A 21,688-nucleotide genomic window follows, 5' to 3' on the forward strand; every position below is an offset into this window, starting at 1 on the left:
TCGATCAGCCGCGCGCGATCACCGCTGCGTCGGCCTCGACCTTCTCGGCCGCCTTCTCGCGGATCAGCCGTTCCAGCTCATCCACCAGATTGTCATTCGTCAATTTCTGCGACGGCTTGCCGTCGATGTAAATCAGGTTCGGCGTACCGCCGGTGAGGCCGATATGGGCCTCCTTGGCTTCGCCCGGCCCGTTGACCACGCAGCCAATCACCGCGACATCCAGCGGCACCAGCAGGTCTTCGAGTCGCCCTTCCAGCTCGTTCATGGTCTTGACCACATCGAAGTTCTGCCGCGAGCAGCTCGGGCAGGCGATGAAGTTGATGCCACGGGACCGCAGGTGCAGGGACTTGAGGATGTCGTAGCCGACCTTCACTTCCTCGACCGGGTCCGCCGCCAGCGAGATGCGGATGGTATCGCCAATCCCTTCGGCGAGCAGCATACCGAGGCCGACGGCGGATTTCACCGTGCCCGAACGCAACCCGCCCGCTTCGGTGATGCCCAGGTGCAGCGGCTGGACGATTTCCTTGGCCAGCAGCCGGTAGGCTTCAACGGCCATGAACACATCGGAGGCCTTCACGCTGACCTTGAAGTCCTGGAAGTTCAGGCGTTCGAGGTGCTCGACGTGACGCAGCGCCGACTCGACCAGCGCCGCCGGGGTCGGCTCGCCGTATTTCTTTTGCAGGTCTTTTTCCAGGGAACCGGCGTTCACCCCGATGCGAATCGGGATGCCACGGTCGCGGGCGGCATCCACCACGGCACGCACGCGGTCTTCGCGACCGATGTTGCCGGGGTTGATGCGCAGGCAATCCACACCCAACTCGGCCACGCGCAGGGCGATGCGGTAGTCGAAGTGGATGTCGGCCACCAAGGGGACCTTGACCAGTTGCTTGATCTTGCCGAATGCCTCGGCGGCGTCCATGTCCGGCACCGAAACCCGCACGATGTCGACACCGGCGGCTTCCAGGCGGTTGATCTGCGCGACCGTGGCGGCCACGTCATTGGTGTCGCTGTTGGTCATGCTCTGCACAGCGATAGGAGCATCGCCGCCCACGGGCACGTTGCCGACCCAGATTTTTCGGGATTCGCGACGCTTGATAGGAGATTCGCCGTGCATGACTTATTGACCCAACTTCAGGCGAGCGGTCTCGCCACTGGTGAACGGAGCCACATCGACCGGCTGGCCGTTGTAGCTGACCTGTGCGCCACGGGCATACCCCAGGCGTACGGCGAAAGGCGGCTTGCCATTGATGGACGTGCTGTCGCCCTTGCGCTTGAGGCCACTGAACAGGACCTTGCCGTTGCCGTCGGTGACCTGGGTCCAGCAGTCGGCGGTGAACTGAATCTGGACCTGGCCTTCACCGGCAGCCGGGGCAACCGAGGTCGCCGGAGCGGCTGGGGCGGCCGGGGTGGCTGGAACGGCCGGCACTGCCGGAGCGACTGGAGCGGCGTGGGCGGCAGGCGCAGCCACTGTTGGCGCTGGCGTGCCTGGCGCGGCAGGGGCGGTGGCAATCGGTGCGCCGCCCGTGCTCGGGGCAGCAGGCGTGGTCGGTGCCGGGACAGCTGGCTCAGCGCCGGCCTGGGCGTCGGCATCGTCCGGGCTTTGTGGCAGCGCCAGATTGGTCTCGCCTTCGGCCTGGCCTTCCACGACGGCCTGGTCTTCCGGCTCGTCCAGCGGATGGATCTGGGTCGTGCCGTCGGCGCCTTCGACCTCGACGTGCTCGGAGTTCATCGCCACCGGCTCTTTGTTGCGCTGGGACGTCTGGTCCTGCCACCAGACGAAACCGCCACCGATCACCGCGATCAGCAACAACAGGCTGACAATGCGCAGGATCGTGTGGGAAACACGAACTGGCTCCTCGATGCGTCCCAGGCTGTGCACATTGCTGCCCTGGGCGTCGGAACCGGTGTATTGATCGAACTGCTGGACCAGAACGGTCTGGTCCATGCCGAGCAACTTGGCATAGGCGCGGATATAGCCGCGGGCGAAAGTGTGCCCGGGCAGCTTGTCGAACGCGCCCGCTTCCAGGTTGCTCAGGGAAGTCACGGTGAGATTGAGCTTGTGGGCCACTTCGGCCAGCGACCAACCATTGCTTTCGCGGGCTTGACGCAGGGTCTCACCGGGATTTACGCGAGTCGCTGCTACAACTTCGGGATGCGCCGCTTTCATCATTGCTCCGACAGGTATTGCTGATATTCCGGCGTACCGGGATAGAGTCTTTTGAGTTGCAGGCCATAACTTGCAGCCTTGTCGCGATCTTCAAACACATGTGCCAGCCGAACGCCGAGCAATAGACTACGTGCATTTTGCTCGCTGAGCAGGCTAAAACGCTCGTAGTAGTCACGCGCGGGCACATAATGCCTGTCTTCGTAGGACAACTCAGCCATTTCCAGCAGGGCCCGCGGTTGTTGGCGGTTGAGGCGCAGGGCCTTTTCCAGCTGCTGGCGGGCCAGGTCTCGCTGGCCCAGTTGCGCGGCCGTCATGCCAAGGTTCTCGAATACCCGCGAGCGCTCTGGGTAAAGGGTGTCGGCGGCGGCCTGCTCGAAGCGCTCGTAGGCTTCCTTGTAACGCTTCTGCTCGTAAAGAAAACCGCCGTAGTTGTTCAGGATCCGTGCGTCCTGGGGCCGTGCCGAAAGCGCCTTGCGAAAATGCTGGTCGGCCAGCTCCGACTCCAGTTCGGCCTGGAACACCAGGGCCAGGGCCGCGTTGGCGTCGGCGTCATTGTCGTCCAGGTCCAGGGCTTTCTTGAGCGGGACCTTGGCCCGTTCGGTCATGCCCTGCTGCAAGTAGCCAATGCCCAGCTGTACATAGGCCGCACGCGCCTCATCGCGCCCCTTGCTGGTTTTCATCGGGTTGTAGTCACCCGACAGAACACAACCGGAACACAGCCCGGCCAACAGCAAGATGAGCGCGAAGCGCAGGGACATAGAGTTCCTCTCTTAGTGACTGTTCGCAGCGTTCTGCGCCACATCGTCGGAGGCGTTCAACTCGCGCACGGCAATGTAGCGTTCGCTGCGACGGGTGCGATCCAGCACCTGCCCTACCAATTGGCCACACGCGGCATCGATGTCTTCGCCGCGGGTGGTGCGCACGGTGACGTTGAAGCCAGCGTGGTGAAGCTGATCCTGGAAGCGACGAATCGCATTGTTGCTCGGACGCTCGTAACCGGAATGCGGGAACGGGTTGAACGGGATCAGGTTGATCTTGCACGGGATGTTCTTGAGCAGTTCGATCATCTCGACCGCATGCTCGACTTTGTCGTTCACATCCTTGAGCAAGGTGTACTCGATGGTCAGCACGCGCTTCTCGCCCAGGGCCGACATGTAGCGCTGGCATGACTCGAGCAGCATCTTAAGCGGATACTTCTTGTTGATTGGCACCAATTGGTTACGCAATGCGTCATTGGGTGCGTGCAGCGACAACGCCAGGGAGACGTCGATGTGCTTGGCCAGCTCATCGATCATCGGCACCACGCCGGAGGTGGACAGGGTCACCCGACGCTTGGAAATGCCGTAGCCCAGGTCATCCATCATCAAGTGCATGGCCGAGACGACGTTGTCGAAGTTAAGCAGCGGCTCACCCATGCCCATCATCACCACGTTGGTGATGGCACGGTCGACGGTCGCCGGGACGCTGCCAAAGGATTTGTTGGCAATCCACACCTGGCCGATCACTTCGGCGGCGGTGAGGTTGCTGTTGAAGCCTTGCTTGCCGGTGGAGCAGAAACTGCAATCCAGGGCACAGCCTGCCTGGGACGAAACGCACAAGGTGCCGCGTTTGCCCTGGGGAATGTAGACGGTCTCGACGCAGCTGCCGGACGCCACGCGCACCACCCACTTACGGGTGCCGTCGCTGGAGATGTCCTCGCTGACCACTTCGGGGCCGCGAATCTCGGCAACCGCCTTGAGCTTCTCACGCAAGGCCTTGCCGACATTCGTCATGGCGTCGAAGTCGTCGACGCCGAAGTGGTGAATCCATTTCATCACCTGGCCGGCACGGAAACGCTTCTCCCCGATCGAGTCGAAAAATTTCTCCATTTCCGGCTGGGTCAGGCCCAGCAGGTTGGTTTTGCCGTTCGATGTAGTCATGGATTCACCTTCACTCAAAAGCCTGGGCTTAGCGAGTGGTTACTTCAGTAGCGGAGAAAAAGTAAGCGATTTCGCGAGCAGCAGCGGCTTCGGAGTCCGAACCGTGAACGGCGTTGGCGTCGATGGACTCGGCGAAGTCAGCACGGATGGTGCCGGCAGCCGCTTCTTTAGGGTTGGTGGCGCCCATCAGCTCACGGTTGCGAGCGATGGCGTTTTCGCCTTCCAGAACCTGGACGACAACCGGGCCGGAAGTCATGAAGGCAACCAGTTCACCGAAGAAACCGCGCTCGCTGTGCTCGGCGTAGAAGCCTTCGGCCTCGGCCTTGGACAGTTGCTTCATTTTCGAAGCTACAACGCGCAGGCCAGCGTCTTCGAAGCGGGTAACGATCTTGCCGATGACGTTTTTAGCAACGGCGTCAGGCTTGATGATGGAGAAAGTACGTTGAACAGCCATGGTGTAACTCCAGAAACGATAATTTGTGAAAAATTAAACCCGCGAATTATACGCGGGTTCAGGGGTATTGCCTAACCTGCCGGGTCGATCAGTCGATTTCTTCGATCCAGAGCGTCTGAACCGCCTCCAGGACCTTCTCGCCGCAACGGCCGGAAGCATTGTCGAAGTCGGGCAGCTCCATGATCCATCGCTGCAGATCGACGAAGTTGACCGTCAACGGGTCTACGTCTGGCTTCGCTTCGGCCAATTCCTCAGCGATGCGCCGTACATCATTCCAACCATAGCTCATGACAGTGTCACCATCAGTGCGGCGCTTCGGCCGCATGGTTAAGCGAATATTTCGGGATCTCCACCACCAGGTCCTCGGTGCCGACCTTGGCCTGGCAGGTCAGGCGCGACGTCGGCTCCAGGCCCCAGGCGCGATCCAGGTAGTCTTCTTCGAGCTCATCGGCTTCGTTCAGCGAGTCAAACCCTTCGCGAATGATGCAATGGCACGTGGTGCAGGCACAAACGCCGCCGCAGGCGCTTTCGATCTCGATGTGGTTGTCGTGGGCCACTTCCAGCAGGGATTTGCCGGTTTCGGCCTCGACCACCATACCGTCCGGGCAGTGCTCGGCGTGTGGCAGAAAAATGATCTGCGGCATCAGTTATTCCTCGATTTCATTCAGGTTGCGCCCCGCCAGGGCGGCCTTGACCGTCGAGTCCAGGCGGCGGGCAGCAAAGGCATCGGTGACGCTCGACAGACGCTTAGTCTGCTGCTCGATGGCATGGCCATCGGTGCCCTTGATCAATTCGGACAGTTCCTGCATCTGCAATTCGATGACCATGCGCTCTTCGGCGTCCAGCAGGCGATCGCCATCGGCCTCGAGGGCACCCTGCACCGCTTCGATCAGGCGCTGGGCATCGACTTGTTGCTCGCGCAGCACGCGGGCCACCTTGTCGTCGCCGGCGTACTGGAACGAGTCCTTGAGCATCCGGGCGATTTCGCCGTCGGTCAGGCCATAGGACGGCTTGACCTGGATGCTTGCCTCGACACCCGAACCCAATTCGCGGGCGGTGACGTTGAGCAAGCCGTCGGCATCGACCTGGAAGGTCACGCGGATCTTCGCGGCACCGGCCACCATCGGCGGGATGCCACGCAGTTCGAAGCGCGCCAGGGAACGACAGTCGCTGATCAGCTCACGCTCGCCTTGCAGCACGTGAACCATCATGGCCGACTGGCCGTCCTTGTAAGTGGTGAAGTCCTGGGCGCGGGCGACGGGAATGGTGGTGTTGCGCGGAATCACCTTCTCCATCAGGCCACCCATGGTCTCGAGGCCCAGGGACAGCGGAATCACATCGAGCAGCAGCAGTTCGCCGCCGTCACGCTTGTTGCCGGCCAGGGTGTCGGCCTGGATCGCGGCGCCGATGGCCACCACCTGGTCCGGGTCGATTTCCGTCAGCGGTTGACGGCCAAAGGCTTCGGCCACGGCCTGGCGAACGCGAGGCACACGGGTCGAGCCACCGACCATGACCACGGCCTTGACGTCTTCGAGCTCGACGCCCGAGTCACGCACGGCGCGACGGCAAGCCTTGAGGCTGCGGGCGACCATGGGTTCGATCAATGCATCGAAGGCTTCACGGCTCAGCACAGCGCTCCAGCCTTCGTAGTGCACTTGAACGCTGGCGGCGTCGGTCAGGGCTTCCTTGGCGGCGCAGGCGGTTTGCAGCAGGTGGCGCTGCGCACCCGGATCGAGGTCGGCGGACAGGCCCGCCTGCTCGATGATCCAGCCGGCAATGGCGTGGTCGAAGTCATCACCGCCCAGGGCGCTGTCGCCGCCGGTGGCCAGGACTTCGAAAACACCGCCGGTCAGGCGCAGGATCGAAATATCGAACGTGCCGCCGCCCAGGTCGTAGATCGCGACGAGGCCTTCGGCGTGCTGGTCCAACCCGTAGGCCACCGCCGCGGCAGTCGGCTCGTTGAGCAGGCGCAGCACGTTGAGGCCGGCCAGCTTGGCCGCATCCTTGGTGGCTTGACGCTGGGCGTCGTCGAAGTAGGCCGGAACGGTGATCACCGCACCCACCAGCTCGCCGCCCAATGCGGCTTCGGCACGCACGCGCAGGACCTTGAGGATGTCGGCCGACACCTGCACCGGGCTTTTCGGCCCCTGCACGGTGTCGATGAACGGCATGTGGGATTCGCCGCCAACAAAACGATACGGCAGTTGGTCGCCCAGTTGCTTGACGTCGGCCAGGCCGCGCCCCATCAGGCGCTTGACCGACACAATGGTGTTCAGCGGGTCAGTGGAGGCGGCCAGCTTGGCCGACTCACCCACCTCGACGCGGTCGGCGTGGTAGCGAACGGCGGACGGCAGGATCACCTGCCCCTGCTCGTCCGCCAGCGGTTCGGAGAGACCGCTGCGCAAGGCAGCGACCAGGGAGTTGGTAGTACCCAAGTCGATTCCCACTGCCAGGCGACGCTGGTGGGGTTGTGGACTTTGGCCGGGTTCGGCGATCTGCAGTAGGGCCATCGTAATCAGGACTTATCTGTAATCAGGCGTGCGACCGGAGCGGCACTGGGTTAATCGTCGAGGCGCTCTTCGAGCTGGCGCACTTCGTAGGTGAGCTTGTCGAGGAACTGCATGCGCCGCATCAGGCGTTCGGCCTGTTCGCGTTGCGCGGCATCGTTCCAGCAGGCTGCGAAGCTTTCGTTCAGTGTGTGCTGGGCGTCTTTGAGACGGCGCTTGAAGGCCGCGACACCGGCCAGGTCGGCGCTCTCCTGGAGGTCTTCGAGCTCTTCGCGCCACTGCATCTGCTGCAGAAGAAACTCAGGGTCGTGGACCGTGACTTCCAGGGGCAGCTCATGACCGCTGATGGCGAGCAGGTAGCGCGCGCGCTTGGCCGGATGCTTGAGCGTCTGGTAGGCCTCATTGAGGTTGGCAGACTGCTCCAGCGCCCGGCGCTGCTCGGCTTCGGAGGCATCGGCAAACCGGTCCGGGTGGACACCCCGGGCCAGCTCCAGGTAACGCGCGGACAACTGATCGAGATCCAGCTGGAAAGCAGGCTGCATCTGGAACAAGGCAAAATGACAAGGAGTTCCCACGAGCCGCCTCAGATGTTGAAGCTTTCGCCGCAGCCACACTCACCGCGTACGTTGGGGTTGTTGAACTTGAAGCCTTCGTTCAACCCTTCCTTGACGAAATCCAGCTCGGTGCCGTCCAGGTACGTCAGGCTCTTCGGGTCGATGATCACTTTCTGACCATGACTCTCGAACACCTGGTCGTCTTCGCCCACTTCGTCGACGAATTCGAGCACGTAGGCAAGGCCAGAGCAGCCCGTGGTGCGAACACCCAGGCGGATACCCTCGCCCTTGCCGCGCCCCGCGAGGGAACGCTGCACATGTTTAGCTGCCGCTTCTGTCATCTGGATAGCCATGGAAACTCCTTAGCGGTGCGCGGATCAGATCAAGCCTTTCTTCTGCTTGTAATCGCGAACGGCGGCCTTGATGGCGTCTTCAGCGAGTACCGAGCAGTGGATCTTCACTGGCGGCAGGGCCAGTTCTTCGGCCAGCTGGGTGTTCTTGATGGTTTCGGCTTCATCAAGGGTCTTGCCCTTCATCCACTCGGTGGCCAGGGAGCTGGACGCGATGGCCGAACCGCAGCCATAGGTCTTGAACTTGGCATCTTCGATGATGCCTTGCTCGTTGACCTTGATCTGCAGGCGCATCACGTCGCCGCATGCCGGGGCGCCGACCATGCCGGTGCCGACATCAGGATCCTGCGCGTCCATCTTGCCGACGTTGCGCGGGTTCTCGTAGTGGTCGATGACCTTTTCGCTATATGCCATTTGCTTCAATCCTCATCAGTGAGCCGCTCTGGTGGCGACTTCTTCAGTGCGCAGCCCACTCGATTTTCGAGATGTCGACGCCGTCTTTGTACATGTCCCACAGCGGCGACAAGGCGCGCAGCTTGGTGACGGCCTCGCAGACTTTCTGCGCGGCGTAATCGATTTCCTCTTCGGTGGTGAAGCGGCCGAAGGTGAAGCGAATCGAGCTATGGGCCAGTTCGTCGTTGCGGCCCAGGGCGCGCAGGACGTACGAAGGCTCGAGCGAAGCCGAGGTGCAAGCCGAACCGGACGACACAGCCAGGTCCTTGAGTGCCATGATCAGCGACTCGCCTTCAACGTAGTTGAAGCTCAGGTTCAGGTTGTGCGGGACGCGGGCGGTCATGCTGCCGTTGACGTAGAGTTCTTCGAGGTGCTCGACCTGCTTGAAGAAACGGTCGCTCAGAGCCTTGATGCGGACATTCTCGGCGGCCATGTCTTCCTTGGCGACGCGGAAGGCTTCGCCCATGCCGACGATCTGGTGGGTCGCCAGGGTGCCGGAACGCATGCCACGCTCGTGACCGCCACCGTGCATGGTCGCTTCGATGCGCACACGCGGCTTGCGGCTGACGTACAGCGCGCCGATGCCTTTGGGACCATAGGTCTTGTGGGCCGAGAAGGACATCAGGTCGACCTTGAGCTTCGACAGGTCGATCTCGACCTTGCCGGTGGACTGCGCCGCGTCGACGTGGAACAGCACACCCTTGGAACGGGTCAGCTCGCCAATGGCGGCGATGTCGTTGATGGTGCCGATTTCGTTGTTCACGTGCATGATCGAAACCAGGATGGTGTCGTCGCGCAGCGCGGCTTCAACCATGGCCGGGGTGATCAGGCCGTCTTCACCCGGCTCGATGTAGGTGACTTCGAAGCCTTCACGCTCCAATTGGCGCATGGTGTCCAGGACAGCCTTGTGCTCGACCTTGGAGGTGATCAGGTGCTTGCCCTTGGTGTGATAGAAATGCGCGACACCCTTGATTGCCAGGTTGTCGGACTCGGTGGCACCGGAGGTCCAGACGATTTCACGCGGGTCGGCGTTGACCAGATCGGCGACCTGGCGACGAGCGTTTTCAACCGACTCTTCGGCTTTCCAGCCGAACACGTGGGAACGGGACGCCGGGTTACCGAAGTTTCCGTCGACCAGCAGGCATTCACTCATTTTTTGCGCGACACGCGGATCAACCGGGGTGGTCGCAGAGTAATCAAGGTAAATCGGCAATTTCATGGACTCTCTCCTAAATCAGGCTGGCTGGCGTTCCGCGTGCTCTGCGGCGGTCATTCGACGGCGGACGCTTCAATCTTGTCCAGGTGCGGCGCCCTGCCATTGCAACGGCGCTGGTCCTGACGCTGGGCTACTTCTTGCACCTCACGGCGGGTGACAAGGTCGGCCAAGCTGATACCGCTCAGAAACTCGTGGATCTGCAGGCTCAAGTCGCACCACAGGTGATGGGTCAGGCAAGTATCGCCGCCATGGCAGTCGCCCAGCCCTTGGCATTTGGTCGCATCGACCGATTCGTTCACGGCATCGATCACCTGGGCGACCTGGATGCCTTGCATTTCACGGGACAGCTGGTATCCGCCGCCGGGGCCGCGCACGCTGGAGACCAGGTTGCTGCGGCGCAGCTTGGCGAACAGCTGCTCAAGATAAGACAGGGAAATGCCTTGGCGCTCGGAGATATCGGCCAGGGACACCGGCCCGTGCTGCGCGTGCAATGCCAGATCCAGCATTGCGGTCACGGCGTATCGGCCTTTTGTAGTCAGTCGCATGGACAATTACCACGGAGTTCGGAATGGGGGCGAGTATGCAATTCCCGAGTATTTAAGTCAAGTATAAGACCTAGTGGGTTACTCGGATTTACCCGCGAAAGAGCGCGCGCATGATAGCAAAGGCTTGGCGGGCAGGACCAGTGATACCGCGTTATCGTTCTTCGCGAGCAAGCTCGCTCCCACAGGGGGTCTGCGTCGTACATGAGTGATGTGCTCGACAGAGATCCCTGTGGGAGCGAGCTTGCTCGCGATGAGGCCAGCAGGGTCTCAGCTGGCCTGGCTTTCATCCTTGTCCTGCACACACGCAAAGTCTTCCTCGCGCAGTTCAGGCAGGTCCTTGGCACAGTAATTACTGCCCAGTTCCTTCAGGGCGCCGCACATCCCCTCCAGGCGACCATCGACGGCCTGCAGGTGATCGAGCAACTGGTTGATCGCGCGGGCCACCGGGTCGGGCATGTCTTCGCCGACGCCGTAGGCATCGAAGCCGATCTTCTCGGCCATGGCTTTGCGCCGGGCATTCTGCTCGTCATCGGACTTGACGATGATCCGCCCCGGAATACCGACCACGGTCGCCCCGGGCGGCACAGCCTTGGTCACCACGGCGTTGGAGCCGACTTTGGCCCCCGCGCCCACTGTGAACGGCCCGAGCACCTTGGCGCCCGCCCCCACCACCACGCCGTCTTCCAGCGTCGGGTGGCGCTTGCCTTTGTTCCAACTGGTGCCGCCGAGGGTCACGCCCTGGTACAGGGTCACGTCATCACCGATCTCGGCGGTTTCGCCGATGACGATGCCCATGCCGTGGTCGATGAAAAACCGCCGACCGACCTTGGCGCCAGGATGGATCTCGATCCCGGTCAACCAGCGTCCGAAGTTCGAGACCAGCCGCGCCAGCCACTTCCAGCCCATGTTCCACAACGCGCCAGACAACCGATGCAGCCAGATGGCGTGCATTCCCGGGTAGCAGGTCAGCACTTCAAAGGCATTGCGCGCCGCCGGATCACGATGGAAAACGCTTTGGATATCTTCACGCAAACGTTCGAACATTTTATTTCTTCCGCTTAATCAGCTCACCACGGGCCGCTTTCTGGGTTTCCGTGAGGATGCCGCGCAATATATTCATCTCCGCCCGGCTGACCGAGCTTCGTCCGTACAACCGACGCAGGCGCGCCATCAAGTGCCTTGGCTTGTCCGGGTCGAGGAACTCGATGTCCACCAGGGTCTGCTCCAGGTGTTCAAAGTATCGTTCCAGCTCATCCATCGTCGCCAGTGTCTCACTGCGCGGCGAGCCGACCTCGGTTTTTTCGACCTTGCTTGGCTGCCCTTCGGCGGCCAGCCAGGCCATGCGCACTTCATAACTCAACACCTGCACCGCCGCCGCGAGGTTCAGGGAACTGAACGTCGGGTCGGAAGGGATATGCACGTGAAAGTGACATCGTTGCAGCTCTTCATTGGTCAGGCCGGAGTCTTCACGGCCGAACACCAGGGCGATCTCGCTGCCCTGCTCCGCTTCCTCGATGACCTTGGTCCCGCACTCGCGGGGGTCGAGCAACGGCCAGGGGATGCGCCGGTCGCGGGCACTGGTGCCGAGCACCAGGTTGCACCCGACCAAGGCGTCTTCCAGGGTGGCGACTACTTGCGCACCGGCCAGGATGTCATCGGCGCCGGACGCCCGGGCGTCGGCTTCGTGATGGGGGAACAGCCGCGGCTCGACCAGCACCAGGCGTGACAGGCCCATGTTCTTCATGGCCCGCGCAGCCCCGCCGATGTTACCCGGATGGCTGGTATTGACCAGGACGACACGAATGTTCTGCAACAAGGGAGGCGCTCTCGAACACGATAAAGGGAGCAAATCTTACATAAGCACCTACCGTTAAGCTATGAAAGCGAACACCAACCTTCTCCTCGGAAAACTTTCTGATAGAATGCGCGGCTTTCTTTAACAACCTTAGGTGACACATCCATGCAGCCCATGCTGAATATCGCGCTGCGCGCCGCCCGCAGCGCCAGTGAACTGATCTTCCGCTCCATCGAGCGCCTGGATACCATCAAGGTCGACGAAAAAGACGCCAAGGACTACGTGTCCGAGGTGGATCGCGCCGCCGAACAGAAGATCGTCGACGCCCTGCGCAAGGCTTACCCGAACCACTCGATCCTGGGTGAAGAGACCGGCATGCACGCCGGCACCGGCATCGAAGGCGAAGAGTACCTGTGGATCATCGACCCACTGGACGGCACCACCAACTTCCTGCGCGGCATTCCTCACTTTGCTGTCAGCATCGCCTGCAAATACCGTGGCCGCCTGGAACACGCTGTCGTGCTGGACCCGGTTCGCCAGGAAGAATTCACCGCCAGCCGTGGCCGTGGCGCCCAGTTGAACGGTCGTCGCCTGCGCGTCAGTGGTCGCACCAGCCTGGACGGCGCCCTGCTGGGCACTGGCTTCCCGTTCCGCGATGACCAAATGGACAACCTGGACAACTACCTGGGCATGTTCCGCGCCCTGGTCGGCCAGACCGCCGGCATCCGCCGCGCTGGCGCCGCCAGCCTGGACCTGGCCTATGTAGCCGCCGGCCGTTTCGATGCATTCTGGGAGTCGGGCCTGTCCGAGTGGGACATGGCCGCAGGCGCCCTGCTGATCCAGGAAGCTGGTGGCTTGGTGAGCGACTTCACCGGCGGCCACGACTTCCTCGAAAAAGGCCACATCGTGGCGGGCAACACCAAATGCTTCAAGGCGGTGCTGACGGCTATCCAGCCACACCTGCCGGCTTCGCTGAAACGCTAAGCGACACAGCCACAGAAAAGCACCCTTCGGGGTGCTTTTTTTGTGCCTCGGTTTTATGGATGAGGCAGATCCTGTGGGAGCGGGCTTGCCCGTGAAGACAATGTCTCATTGGACATGGATGCAAGCTGTTCCACCGCCTTCGCGGGCAAGCCCGCTCCCACACGGGATTGGGGTGGGTCAGGAATACGGCGTAAAAAAAGCACCCCGAAGGGTGCTTTTTCAATTCTTCCGAATTACTGGGCCGGTTCGTTCTGGCCCAGGATCAGTTGGCCTTCCTTGCTCACCGGGATCTGGTTGCCCGGGTCGCGATCCATACGGACTTTGCCTTCCTTGCCGTCGAGCATGTAGCGCACGTCGTAGCCGACGACCTTGTCACTGATGTCGTTGACGGTATTGCAGCGGGTTTGCGTCGTGGTGTACGTGTCACGCTCCTGCATGCCTTCCTGAATCTTGTTACCGGCATAGCCGCCGCCGGCCGCGCCGGCCACGGTGGCGATTTTCTTGCCGGTGCCGCCGCCCACCTGGTTGCCCAGCAGGCCACCGGCCAGGGCGCCGATCACGGTGCCGGCGATCTGGTGCTGGTCCTGGACCGGCTTCTGCCGGGTTACGGTGACGTCCTTGCACACTTCACGCGGGGTCTTGATCTGGGTCTTGACCGGTTCCACGGCCAATACTTGCGCATACTCAGGGCCACTTTTTACCAAGCTGTAGGTCGCGACCGCACCACCGGCAGTCACACCGACAGCACCCAATACCGCACCAACCAGCATCGATTTGTTCACTTGAACCTCCTGACCATCACAAGCGGAATAATCCGCGCTTCTCCCAGCCTTGGAGCATAAAAAAAGGCGCGAGTTCAACTCGCGCCTTTTCGGTCGTGACGGACGGGGACAAGCCTTATGGGCGGTCGTCCACTTCCGTTTCGGTGGCCGCTGGAGGAATGAGGTCCTCGGTGCTCAGGTTCAGCCAGATCAGCACCACGTTGGCGATGTAGATCGACGAGTAGGTACCCGCCAGTACACCGACGAACAGCGCGATGGAGAAACCAAACAGGTTATCGCCACCAAAGAACAGCAGCGCGGCGATCGCCAGCAGCGTGGAGATCGACGTCGCCATGGTCCGCAGCAGGGTCTGGGTGGTCGAGATGTTGATGTTCTCGATCAAGGAGGCCTTGCGCAGCACGCGGAAGTTCTCACGCACCCGGTCGAACACCACGATGGTGTCGTTGAGCGAGTAACCGATGATCGCCAGCACCGCCGCCAGCACCGTCAGGTCGAAGGTGATCTGGAAGAACGACAGGATGCCCACGGTCACGATCACGTCGTGGATCAGCGAGACGATGGCGCCCACCGCGAACTTCCACTGAAAGCGGAAGGCCAGGTAGATCAGGATGCCACCCAGCGCCATCAGCATGCCGAGGCCGCCCTGGTCGCGCAGCTCTTCACCCACCTGCGGGCCGACGAACTCGACGCGCTTGACCTGCGCCGGGTTGTCGCCACCGGCCTTCTGCAAGGCTTCGGCAACCTGGTGACCCAGTTGCGGGTCTTCGCCCGGCATGCGCACCAGCAGGTCGGTGGTCGCACCGAAGCTCTGCACGATGGCTTCGCCGTAGCCCGAGGTCGCCAGTTGCTCACGCACCTTGGTGACGTCGGCCGGACGCTCGTAGGTCAGCTCGATGAGCGTACCGCCAGTGAAGTCCAGGCCGTAGTTCAGGCCCTTGGTGGCCCAGCTGAACAACGCCAGTACGGTAAGAAACAATGTGACGCCGAACGCAACGTTGCGAACGCCCATGAAGTTGATTGTACGTAACATGGCAGCCCCTTAAATCCACAACTTCTTGAAGTCACGACCGCCAAAGATCAGGTTGACCATTGCGCGGGTCACCATGATGGCCGTGAACATCGAGGTAAAGATCCCGAGGGACATGGTCACTGCGAAGCCCTTGACCGGGCCAGTGCCCATGGCGAAGAGAATCCCGCCGACCAGCAACGTGGTCAGGTTGGCGTCGAGAATCGCGGTGAATGCCCGGCCGAAGCCTTCGTTGATTGCCCGCTGGATCGACATGCCCGCGGCGATCTCTTCACGTATCCGCGAGAAGATCAGCACGTTGGCGTCCACCGCCATGCCCATGGTCAATACGATACCGGCGATGCCCGGCAGGGTCAGCGTAGCCCCCAGCAGCGACATCAGGGCCAACAGCATCACCATGTTCACCGCCAGCGCGACCGTGGCAATGATGCCGAAGAAGCGGTAGATGGCGATGATGAACAGCGACACGAACAGCATGCCCCACAGCGAGGCGTCGATACCCTTGGTGATGTTGTCGGCACCCAGGCTCGGGCCGATGGTGCGCTCTTCAGCGAAGTACATCGGCGCGGCCAGGCCACCGGCACGCAGCAGCAGGGCCAGTTCCGAGGCCTCACCCTGGCCGTTCAGGCCGGTGATGCGGAATTGGCTGCCCAGCGGCGACTGGATGGTCGCCAGGCTGATGATCTTCTTCTCTTCCTTGAAGGCCTGCACGGCGACGTCTTTCTCGACGCCGTTTACCACTTGCTTGGTGTAGGTGGTGATCGGCTTCTGCTCGATGAAGATCACCGCCATGCTACGGCCGACGTTGCTGCGCGTGGCGCGGCTCATCAGTTCGCCACCGTGGCCGTCGAGGTGGATGTTCACCTGCGGACGACCGTGCTCGTCGAAGCTCGCCTTGGCGTCGGTCACCTGGTCACCGGTGATGATCAGGCCACGCTCAATCTGCGCCGGTGGACGGTTGCCCTCGCGGAACTCGAAGCTCTCGGAAGTGGCCTTGGACGCGCCCGGCTCGGCACCGAGGCGGAATTCCAGGTTGGCGGTCTTGCCGAGGATACGCTTGGCTTCGGCGGTGTCCTGCACACCCGGCAGCTCGACCACGATGCGGTTGGCGCCCTGGCGCTGCACGATCGGCTCGGCCACACCCAGCTCGTTGACCCGGTTACGCACGGTGGTCAAGTTCTGCTTGATGGAGTATTCGCGGATTTCCGCCAGCTTGGCCGGGGTCATCGCCAGACGCAGCACCGCCTGACCATTGAGGTCGGCCGGTACGATGTCGAAATCGTTGAAGGTCTTGCGGATCAGTGCACGGGCCTGCTCGCGGGTATCTTCATCACTGAAGCCCAGCTGAATGGCACCGTTGAACGCTGGCAGGCTGCGATAGCGCACGCGCTCCTTACGCAACAGGCTCTTGACGTCGCCTTCGTAGACTTTCATCCGCGCGTCGAGGGCTTTTTCCATGTCCACTTCCAGCAGGAAGTGCACACCGCCGGACAAGTCCAGACCCAGCTTCATGGGGTGCGCGCCGAGTTTGCGCAGCCATTGCGGGGTGGTCTGGGCCAGGTTCAGGGCTACGACGTAATCATCGCCGAGCGCCTTGCGCACCACGTCCTTGGCCGGCAATTGATCTTCGGCCTTGACCAGGCGCAACAGGCCGCCCTTGCCACCGCTGGCAACCGACGAAGCCTTGACCTCGATACCGGAAGCCTTGAGCGCTTCGCTCGCACGATCCAGATCCGCCTGGGTGACCTGCAGGGCCGTGCTTGCGCCACTGACCTGAATGGCCGGGTCATCCGGGTAGAGATTGGGAGCGGAATAAATCAGACCGATCGCCAGCACCGCCAGGATCAGTACATATTTCCACAGAGGGTATTTGTTCAGCATCACGCCGCCCGCTTATGACGCGGGGCGCCTTGCGCGCCCCGTCGATTGAAGAGAAGTTTGAAACCTTAGATCGCTTTCAGCGTGCCTTTTGGCAGCGTGGCCGCGATAGCGCCCTTCTGGAACTTCATTTCAACAGTGTCGGACACTTCCAGTACCACGAAATCATCCGCCACTTTGGTGATCTTGCCAGCGATACCGCCGGTGGTGACCACTTCGTCGCCCTTCTGCAAGCTGCCGAGCAGGTTCTTCTGCTCTTTGGCGCGCTTGGCCTGTGGACGCCAGATCATCAGGTAGAAGATAACCAGGAAGCCGACCAGGAAAATCCACTCGAAACCGCCACCCATAGGCGCGGCTGCGGGAGCAGCGGCATCAGCCATGGCGTTAGAGATAAAAAAGCTCATTTAGCACTCCAGTTGCAAGTATTGAATCTTAGGATCGGAAAACTCAGTCCAAGGGCGGAACAGGCAACCCGCGCTTGGCATAGAAGGCCTCGACAAAGGCGGCCAATGTACCCTGTTGAATAGCCTCGCGCAAACCAGCCATAAGCACCTGGTAATGGCGCAAATTGTGGATCGTATTCAGCATGCTACCGAGCATTTCGCCGCACTTGTCCAAATGATGCAGATAAGCGCGGGAGAAGTTCTGGCACGTGTAGCAGTCGCAGGTCGGATCCAGCGGCGAATCATCATGGCGATGAAACGCGTTACGGATCTTCAGCACACCCGTGTCGACGAACAGATGCCCATTGCGGGCATTACGGGTTGGCATCACGCAATCGAACATGTCCACCCCGCGGCGCACACCCTCAACCAGATCTTCCGGTTTGCCAACGCCCATAAGGTAACGAGGTTTGTCAGCGGGCATCTGGCCCGGCAGGTAATCGAGCACCTTGATCATTTCGTGCTTGGGTTCGCCCACCGACAGCCCGCCGATGGCCAGGCCGTCGAAGCCGATCTTGTCGAGGCCTTCGAGCGAACGCATGCGCAGGTCCTGGTGCATGCCGCCCTGGACGATGCCGAACAGCGCCGCCGTGTTGTCGCCATGGGCGTTCTTGGAGCGCTGGGCCCAGCGCAACGACAGCTCCATGGACACCCGCGCAACGTCTTCATCGGCCGGGTACGGCGTGCATTCGTCGAAGATCATCACGATGTCCGAGCCCAGGTCGCGCTGCACCTGCATGGATTCTTCCGGGCCCATGAACACCTTGGAACCGTCCACCGGCGAGGCGAAGGTCACGCCCTCCTCCTTGATCTTGCGCATGGCGCCCAGGCTGAACACCTGGAAGCCGCCGGAGTCGGTCAGGATCGGGCCTTTCCACTGCATGAAATCGTGCAGATCGCCGTGGGCCTTGATCACTTCCATGCCCGGGCGCAGCCACAGGTGGAAGGTGTTACCGAGGATGATTTCAGCGCCAATCGCCTCGATGTCGCGCGGCAGCATGCCCTTGACCGTGCCATAGGTGCCCACGGGCATGAACGCCGGGGTTTCCACCGTGCCACGAGGGAAGGTCAGACGACCGCGACGTGCCTTGCCATCGGTGGCCAGCAACTCGAAGGACATGCGACAGGTGCGACTCATACGGTTTCCTCGGGCCCGCGGGGCGCGGGGTTACGGGTGATGAACATCGCATCACCGTAGCTGAAAAAGCGGTAACCCTGCTCGACGGCGGCCTTATAGGCGGCCATGGCTTCGGGATAACCGGCGAACGCCGAAACCAGCATCAACAGCGTGGATTCGGGCAAATGGAAATTGGTGACCAGGGCATCGACCACATGGAACGGCCGGCCCGGGTAGATGAAGATGTCGGTGTCGCCACTGAACGGCTTGAGCACGCCATCGCGGGCGGCGCTTTCCAGGGAACGCACGCTGGTGGTCCCCACCGCCACCACCCGGCCACCGCGGGCGCGACAGGCCGCCACGGCGTCGACCACGTCCTGGCTCACTTCGAGCCATTCGCTGTGCATGTGGTGGTCTTCGATGCGCTCCACCCGCACCGGCTGGAATGTGCCGGCACCCACGTGCAGTGTCACGAACGTGGTCTCGACGCCTTTGGCGGCAATCGCCTCCAGCAACGGCTGGTCGAAATGCAACCCCGCCGTCGGCGCCGCCACCGCCCCCAGGCGCTCGGCGTACACGGTCTGGTAGCGTTCGCGGTCCGAACCTTCGTCGGGGCGATCTATATAAGGAGGCAACGGCATGTGCCCGACGCGGTCGAGCAGCGGCAGCACTTCTTCGGCAAATTCCAGCTCGAACAACGCGTCATGCCGCGCCACCATCACCGCCTCGCCGCCACCGTCGATCAGGATCGACGAACCCGGCTTGGGCGACTTGCTGGAGCGCACATGGGCCAGCACCCGGTGACTGTCGAGCACCCGCTCCACCAGAATCTCCAGCTTGCCGCCGGAGGCTTTCTGGCCAAACAACCGTGCCGGAATCACCCGGGTATTGTTGAACACCATCAAGTCGCCTGGGCGTAAATGCTCAAGCAAATCAGTGAATTGACGGTGAGCCATGGCTCCGCTGACCCCATCCAGGGTCAACAGTCGACTGGCGCGACGCTCGGCCAGAGGGTGGCGAGCGATCAGCGAATCCGGGAGTTCGAAGGTAAAGTCAGCAACACGCATGATGGGGTTCGTCTAGCAGGGCCGGAAAGTCTAGCGGAAATATCGAAAATTGACCATGAAACGTGATTGACCAACGGTAGGCACCTCTCTATACTTCGCCGCCATTGAGCCCTGATGGCGGAATTGGTAGACGCGGCGGATTCAAAATCCGTTTTCGAAAGGAGTGGGAGTTCGAGTCTCCCTCGGGGCACCATTTGCAGTACATAGACGACTACCAGCGTCTACGTAACACCCCTAAAGCCCGCTAACTGCGGGCTTTTTGGTCTCTGGGGTTCCACCCCCATCTCTTGCAAGCCAGCCTCTTTTTGGTACATTTTCTGTACATATTCCAGTTCGAGAACCGGAGGTGTACAGCGATGCCATTGACCGCCTTGCAAATCAAAGCGTCCAAGCCTGCCGACAGACCGTTCACGTTGAGTGATAGTTCGGGTCTTGCCTTGCTGGTGAAACCCAACGGCAGCAAGTATTGGCACTTCCGGTACACCTATCAGGGGCGGGCGGCGCGCATGTCACTGGGTGTGTATCCGCATATCTCCTTGCAGGAAGCCCGTGAACGAGCTGCAGAATGCCGCAACCTACTCAAGCAAGGCACCAACCCCGGCGCCAAACGCCGCGATGACAAACTGCGACAGCAGGAGGCCGGGCTCAACACCTTCAGGCGAGCCGCGGAGTACTGGTACCAATTCAAATCGGACTCCGGCCGCAGCAGCGCGACGCTGAAGAAGATCCGCGACTATCTCGATAAGGATCTACTGCCCGCTCTCGGCGAGAAGCAACTGGAGCTCATCACGCGAAGCGACTGCGCAAAACTGCAGGCCTGCATCGAAAAACGAGGCGCCTTCAATGTTGCGGACAAGACCCGGACCTGGCTGAAACAGATTTTCAGTCAAGCCATTGCACGCGGCCTGTGCGAACACAATCCAGCCTCCGAACTCCATGCCATTGCGATAGCCCCACCGCCCACTCAACACTACCCACATCTGCACGAACACGAACTACCTGAGTTTCTCCGGGCCTTAAGCAAGACCACCAGCCGGCTACCAGCGAGGATTGCATCATGGATGACAATTCTGACAGCGAGCCGCCCCGGCATGGTTCGCTACGCAAAATGGGAGGAAATCGATTTTGAGGAAGGGATATGGACCATCCCCGCCGCCCGCATGAAGATGCGCAGAGACTACGTCAGCCCTCTACCTCATCAGTTGATCGCCATGCTTACCAAACTGAACCAAAGCACTGGCCGCAGTCGGTATCTATTCCCAGGCAATGGTGAAAAGCAGCCAGTCATCAGTGAAAACACGATCAACCTGGTGTTCGCCAAGATCGGCTACAAAGGACGACTCGTCAGCCATGGCACTCGTCATACCGCAAGCACGCTGCTGCGCGAACATGGCTGGCTGAAGGACCATGTCGAAAGCCAGCTGGCTCACGTCGAGGGCGGCATCTCTGGCGAGTACAATCAAGCCCTATACCTGCCGCAACGTCGGATCATGATGCAGTGGTATGCAGACTATCTCGACGCCCTCAAAGAAGGCATTACAGCCAACCTTCGCGATCAATTTGATACTCGCGTGAATCAGTTCCTCGCACGCCCTTCTGCACCGCTTCTAACAGCATCCCATGCACACAAAGATGATCACCTCCAAAAGTTGCCTATCGAGACAGACTCAACGGCGACTCAGTGATCACGTGACGCCTCACCAATTCGACCCGATCGACGACAACATCATCGCCTTGCAAAACTACCGTGGCGCATTCCAACATTGGTAAGTCGGTGAGATCTCCACAGCCCAGCCTTCCACGCGGGTCCATCCAAACAGGGCTGCAAAGCCGCCCTGCTTGGATGGACCTCACTTAAAAAATCTAAAGCCCATACAGCTGTCTGTGGAAAACTACTGATTTCCACCGGTGGATAATTTCACCCACCGCCGCAGAACTCCGGATAATTCGAGCCTTGACCCGAATTATCCACAGGCGTAAAAAAGATCGGGCAAAGCGCTGTCGTTGACAGCAACTCAGGTAGCCAGAACCTTTAAGGCTACGCCACACCGTGGTGGTTCTCCCAAAGTGCGATGAGCGTCCGGCGGCTCGCACAGTCACAGCGATGTGATGGATGCCTACTTCTACCAGAGTGCCCACTGCGGCAACTCACACCCCTTCGTAGCTGCCCTGCAGCAACCTATCCGCTTGGCCATTTCATTGCGCCAACCTGCGCCCGTCTCTTTCTTCCGGAAAGAGACGGGCGCTCCTACCGCTGCTGCAGCCCATCTCGTACAAGGCTTTGCGGCATTTCCCCTCGTGACAATCGGCGTGACAAACACCGAAGTCACCAGCAACGGCGATGCAGATGATGGTGCCGCAGCCTACGGAATGGACTGCACCTGACTGACAGTCAGGCATGCCCCGGTCATCGCTTCACTGCCTTCACCT

General features: G+C 61.1%; 24 protein-coding genes and 1 tRNA gene. 4 read left to right on the forward strand and 21 right to left on the reverse strand.

Annotated features, from left to right (window positions below):
• Positions 1-4: 4 nt before the first annotated feature.
• The 15 genes from VM99_12545 to VM99_12615 form a co-directional block, all read right to left on the reverse strand.
• On the reverse strand, positions 5-1,114 hold the full coding sequence (locus VM99_12545) for a 4-hydroxy-3-methylbut-2-en-1-yl diphosphate synthase (GenBank protein AKJ98854.1): 1,110 nt from the start codon (positions 1,112-1,114) through the stop codon (positions 5-7).
• 3 nt (positions 1,115-1,117) lie between these two features.
• The gene (locus VM99_12550) at positions 1,118-2,167 is read right to left on the reverse strand and encodes a Cro/Cl family transcriptional regulator (protein AKJ98855.1); all 1,050 of its coding nucleotides are present in this window, start codon (positions 2,165-2,167) and stop codon (positions 1,118-1,120) included.
• On the reverse strand, positions 2,167-2,925 hold the full coding sequence (locus VM99_12555; protein ID AKJ98856.1) for a pilus assembly protein PilW: 759 nt from the start codon (positions 2,923-2,925) through the stop codon (positions 2,167-2,169). Before VM99_12555 ends, VM99_12550 begins: the two co-directional genes overlap by 1 nt.
• 12 nt (positions 2,926-2,937) lie before the next feature.
• On the reverse strand, positions 2,938-4,086 hold the full coding sequence (locus tag VM99_12560; GenBank protein ID AKJ98857.1) for a 50S rRNA methyltransferase: 1,149 nt from the start codon (positions 4,084-4,086) through the stop codon (positions 2,938-2,940).
• Positions 4,087-4,114: 28 nt separating this feature from the next.
• Entirely contained in the window at positions 4,115-4,540 is a 426-nt protein-coding gene (locus VM99_12565) for a nucleoside diphosphate kinase (protein ID AKJ98858.1), read from the reverse strand.
• An 88-nt stretch (positions 4,541-4,628) separates the two neighbouring features.
• Complete coding sequence (locus VM99_12570) at positions 4,629-4,829, reverse strand: FeS assembly protein IscX (GenBank protein AKJ98859.1); 201 nt, start codon at positions 4,827-4,829, stop codon at positions 4,629-4,631.
• A gap of 13 nt (positions 4,830-4,842) precedes the next feature.
• Positions 4,843-5,184, reverse strand: coding sequence for a 2Fe-2S ferredoxin (locus VM99_12575; protein AKJ98860.1), 342 nt, complete (start codon positions 5,182-5,184; stop codon positions 4,843-4,845).
• Between the two features lie 3 nt (positions 5,185-5,187).
• Positions 5,188-7,050, reverse strand: a complete 1,863-nt coding sequence (hscA, locus tag VM99_12580) for a chaperone protein HscA (GenBank protein ID AKJ98861.1) — start codon at positions 7,048-7,050, stop codon at positions 5,188-5,190.
• Between the two features lie 50 nt (positions 7,051-7,100).
• Entirely contained in the window at positions 7,101-7,622 is a 522-nt protein-coding gene (hscB, locus tag VM99_12585; GenBank protein AKJ98862.1) for a co-chaperone HscB, read from the reverse strand.
• 8 nt (positions 7,623-7,630) lie between these two features.
• Positions 7,631-7,954: an iron-sulfur cluster assembly protein gene (iscA, locus tag VM99_12590; GenBank protein ID AKJ98863.1), complete on the reverse strand. Its 324-nt coding sequence runs from the start codon at positions 7,952-7,954 to the stop codon at positions 7,631-7,633.
• A gap of 24 nt (positions 7,955-7,978) precedes the next feature.
• Entirely contained in the window at positions 7,979-8,365 is a 387-nt protein-coding gene (locus tag VM99_12595; protein AKJ98864.1) for a scaffolding protein, read from the reverse strand.
• 43 nt (positions 8,366-8,408) lie between these two features.
• Entirely contained in the window at positions 8,409-9,623 is a 1,215-nt protein-coding gene (locus tag VM99_12600; GenBank protein ID AKJ98865.1) for a cysteine desulfurase, read from the reverse strand.
• A 50-nt stretch (positions 9,624-9,673) separates the two neighbouring features.
• On the reverse strand, positions 9,674-10,165 hold the full coding sequence (locus VM99_12605) for a transcriptional regulator (GenBank protein AKJ98866.1): 492 nt from the start codon (positions 10,163-10,165) through the stop codon (positions 9,674-9,676).
• A 267-nt stretch (positions 10,166-10,432) separates the two neighbouring features.
• Positions 10,433-11,209: a serine acetyltransferase gene (locus tag VM99_12610; GenBank protein AKJ98867.1), complete on the reverse strand. Its 777-nt coding sequence runs from the start codon at positions 11,207-11,209 to the stop codon at positions 10,433-10,435.
• A gap of 1 nt (position 11,210) precedes the next feature.
• Complete coding sequence (locus VM99_12615) at positions 11,211-11,981, reverse strand: RNA methyltransferase (protein AKJ98868.1); 771 nt, start codon at positions 11,979-11,981, stop codon at positions 11,211-11,213.
• Positions 11,982-12,125: 144 nt separating this feature from the next.
• Between VM99_12615 and VM99_12620 the strand changes: the two genes are divergently transcribed.
• Positions 12,126-12,944, forward strand: a complete 819-nt coding sequence (locus VM99_12620) for an inositol monophosphatase (protein AKJ98869.1) — start codon at positions 12,126-12,128, stop codon at positions 12,942-12,944.
• 233 nt (positions 12,945-13,177) lie between these two features.
• Here VM99_12620 and VM99_12625 read toward each other — a convergent pair whose 3' ends face one another.
• From VM99_12625 to VM99_12650, 6 genes are all read right to left on the reverse strand, one after another.
• Positions 13,178-13,726: an outer membrane lipoprotein gene (locus VM99_12625; protein ID AKJ98870.1), complete on the reverse strand. Its 549-nt coding sequence runs from the start codon at positions 13,724-13,726 to the stop codon at positions 13,178-13,180.
• A 115-nt stretch (positions 13,727-13,841) separates the two neighbouring features.
• Entirely contained in the window at positions 13,842-14,756 is a 915-nt protein-coding gene (locus VM99_12630) for a preprotein translocase subunit SecF (protein AKJ98871.1), read from the reverse strand.
• 9 nt (positions 14,757-14,765) lie between these two features.
• Positions 14,766-16,634: a preprotein translocase subunit SecD gene (secD, locus tag VM99_12635; protein AKJ98872.1), complete on the reverse strand. Its 1,869-nt coding sequence runs from the start codon at positions 16,632-16,634 to the stop codon at positions 14,766-14,768.
• Between the two features lie 65 nt (positions 16,635-16,699).
• A complete protein-coding gene (locus VM99_12640; GenBank protein AKJ98873.1) occupies positions 16,700-17,035 on the reverse strand; it encodes a preprotein translocase subunit YajC in 336 nt (111 codons plus the stop codon).
• A 43-nt stretch (positions 17,036-17,078) separates the two neighbouring features.
• Complete coding sequence (gene tgt, locus VM99_12645; protein ID AKJ98874.1) at positions 17,079-18,212, reverse strand: queuine tRNA-ribosyltransferase; 1,134 nt, start codon at positions 18,210-18,212, stop codon at positions 17,079-17,081.
• Positions 18,209-19,258, reverse strand: coding sequence for an S-adenosylmethionine tRNA ribosyltransferase (locus VM99_12650; protein ID AKJ98875.1), 1,050 nt, complete (start codon positions 19,256-19,258; stop codon positions 18,209-18,211). Before VM99_12650 ends, tgt begins: the two co-directional genes overlap by 4 nt.
• A gap of 108 nt (positions 19,259-19,366) precedes the next feature.
• Between VM99_12650 and VM99_12655 the strand changes: the two genes are divergently transcribed.
• The 3 genes from VM99_12655 (at position 19,367) to VM99_12665 (ending at position 21,643) form a co-directional block, all read left to right on the forward strand.
• Positions 19,367-19,451: transfer RNA gene (locus tag VM99_12655), tRNA-Leu, on the forward strand.
• A gap of 163 nt (positions 19,452-19,614) precedes the next feature.
• Complete coding sequence (locus VM99_12660) at positions 19,615-20,943, forward strand: integrase (protein ID AKJ98876.1); 1,329 nt, start codon at positions 19,615-19,617, stop codon at positions 20,941-20,943.
• 424 nt (positions 20,944-21,367) lie between these two features.
• Complete coding sequence (locus VM99_12665) at positions 21,368-21,643, forward strand: hypothetical protein (GenBank protein ID AKJ98877.1); 276 nt, start codon at positions 21,368-21,370, stop codon at positions 21,641-21,643.
• The last annotated feature ends 45 nt before the right edge of the window (positions 21,644-21,688 follow it).

This window comes from Pseudomonas chlororaphis (assembly GCA_001023535.1).
Lineage (GTDB): Bacteria > Pseudomonadota > Gammaproteobacteria > Pseudomonadales > Pseudomonadaceae > Aquipseudomonas > Aquipseudomonas chlororaphis_E.

Bases quoted from the DNA above. Each gene is read 5' to 3' on its own strand.
- VM99_12575 (AKJ98860.1), bottom strand. From the start codon at position 5,184: ATGCCGCAGATCATTTTTCTGCCACACGCCGAGCACTGCCCGGACGGT.
- VM99_12555 (AKJ98856.1), bottom strand. From the start codon at position 2,925: ATGTCCCTGCGCTTCGCGCTCATCTTGCTGTTGGCCGGGCTGTGTTCC.
- VM99_12640 (AKJ98873.1), bottom strand. From the start codon at position 17,035: ATGAGCTTTTTTATCTCTAACGCCATGGCTGATGCCGCTGCTCCCGCA.
- VM99_12595 (AKJ98864.1), bottom strand. From the start codon at position 8,365: ATGGCATATAGCGAAAAGGTCATCGACCACTACGAGAACCCGCGCAAC.
- VM99_12600 (AKJ98865.1), bottom strand. From the start codon at position 9,623: ATGAAATTGCCGATTTACCTTGATTACTCTGCGACCACCCCGGTTGAT.
- VM99_12605 (AKJ98866.1), bottom strand. From the start codon at position 10,165: ATGCGACTGACTACAAAAGGCCGATACGCCGTGACCGCAATGCTGGAT.
- VM99_12550 (AKJ98855.1), bottom strand. From the start codon at position 2,167: ATGAAAGCGGCGCATCCCGAAGTTGTAGCAGCGACTCGCGTAAATCCC.
- secD (AKJ98872.1), bottom strand. From the start codon at position 16,634: ATGCTGAACAAATACCCTCTGTGGAAATATGTACTGATCCTGGCGGTG.
- VM99_12570 (AKJ98859.1), bottom strand. From the start codon at position 4,829: ATGAGCTATGGTTGGAATGATGTACGGCGCATCGCTGAGGAATTGGCC.
- VM99_12620 (AKJ98869.1), top strand. From the start codon at position 12,126: ATGCAGCCCATGCTGAATATCGCGCTGCGCGCCGCCCGCAGCGCCAGT.
- hscA (AKJ98861.1), bottom strand. From the start codon at position 7,050: ATGGCCCTACTGCAGATCGCCGAACCCGGCCAAAGTCCACAACCCCAC.
- VM99_12660 (AKJ98876.1), top strand. From the start codon at position 19,615: ATGCCATTGACCGCCTTGCAAATCAAAGCGTCCAAGCCTGCCGACAGA.
- VM99_12565 (AKJ98858.1), bottom strand. From the start codon at position 4,540: ATGGCTGTTCAACGTACTTTCTCCATCATCAAGCCTGACGCCGTTGCT.
- VM99_12610 (AKJ98867.1), bottom strand. From the start codon at position 11,209: ATGTTCGAACGTTTGCGTGAAGATATCCAAAGCGTTTTCCATCGTGAT.
- VM99_12545 (AKJ98854.1), bottom strand. From the start codon at position 1,114: ATGCACGGCGAATCTCCTATCAAGCGTCGCGAATCCCGAAAAATCTGG.
- iscA (AKJ98863.1), bottom strand. From the start codon at position 7,954: ATGGCTATCCAGATGACAGAAGCGGCAGCTAAACATGTGCAGCGTTCC.
- tgt (AKJ98874.1), bottom strand. From the start codon at position 18,212: ATGAGTCGCACCTGTCGCATGTCCTTCGAGTTGCTGGCCACCGATGGC.
- VM99_12650 (AKJ98875.1), bottom strand. From the start codon at position 19,258: ATGCGTGTTGCTGACTTTACCTTCGAACTCCCGGATTCGCTGATCGCT.
- VM99_12665 (AKJ98877.1), top strand. From the start codon at position 21,368: ATGGATGCCTACTTCTACCAGAGTGCCCACTGCGGCAACTCACACCCC.
- VM99_12560 (AKJ98857.1), bottom strand. From the start codon at position 4,086: ATGACTACATCGAACGGCAAAACCAACCTGCTGGGCCTGACCCAGCCG.
- VM99_12630 (AKJ98871.1), bottom strand. From the start codon at position 14,756: ATGTTACGTACAATCAACTTCATGGGCGTTCGCAACGTTGCGTTCGGC.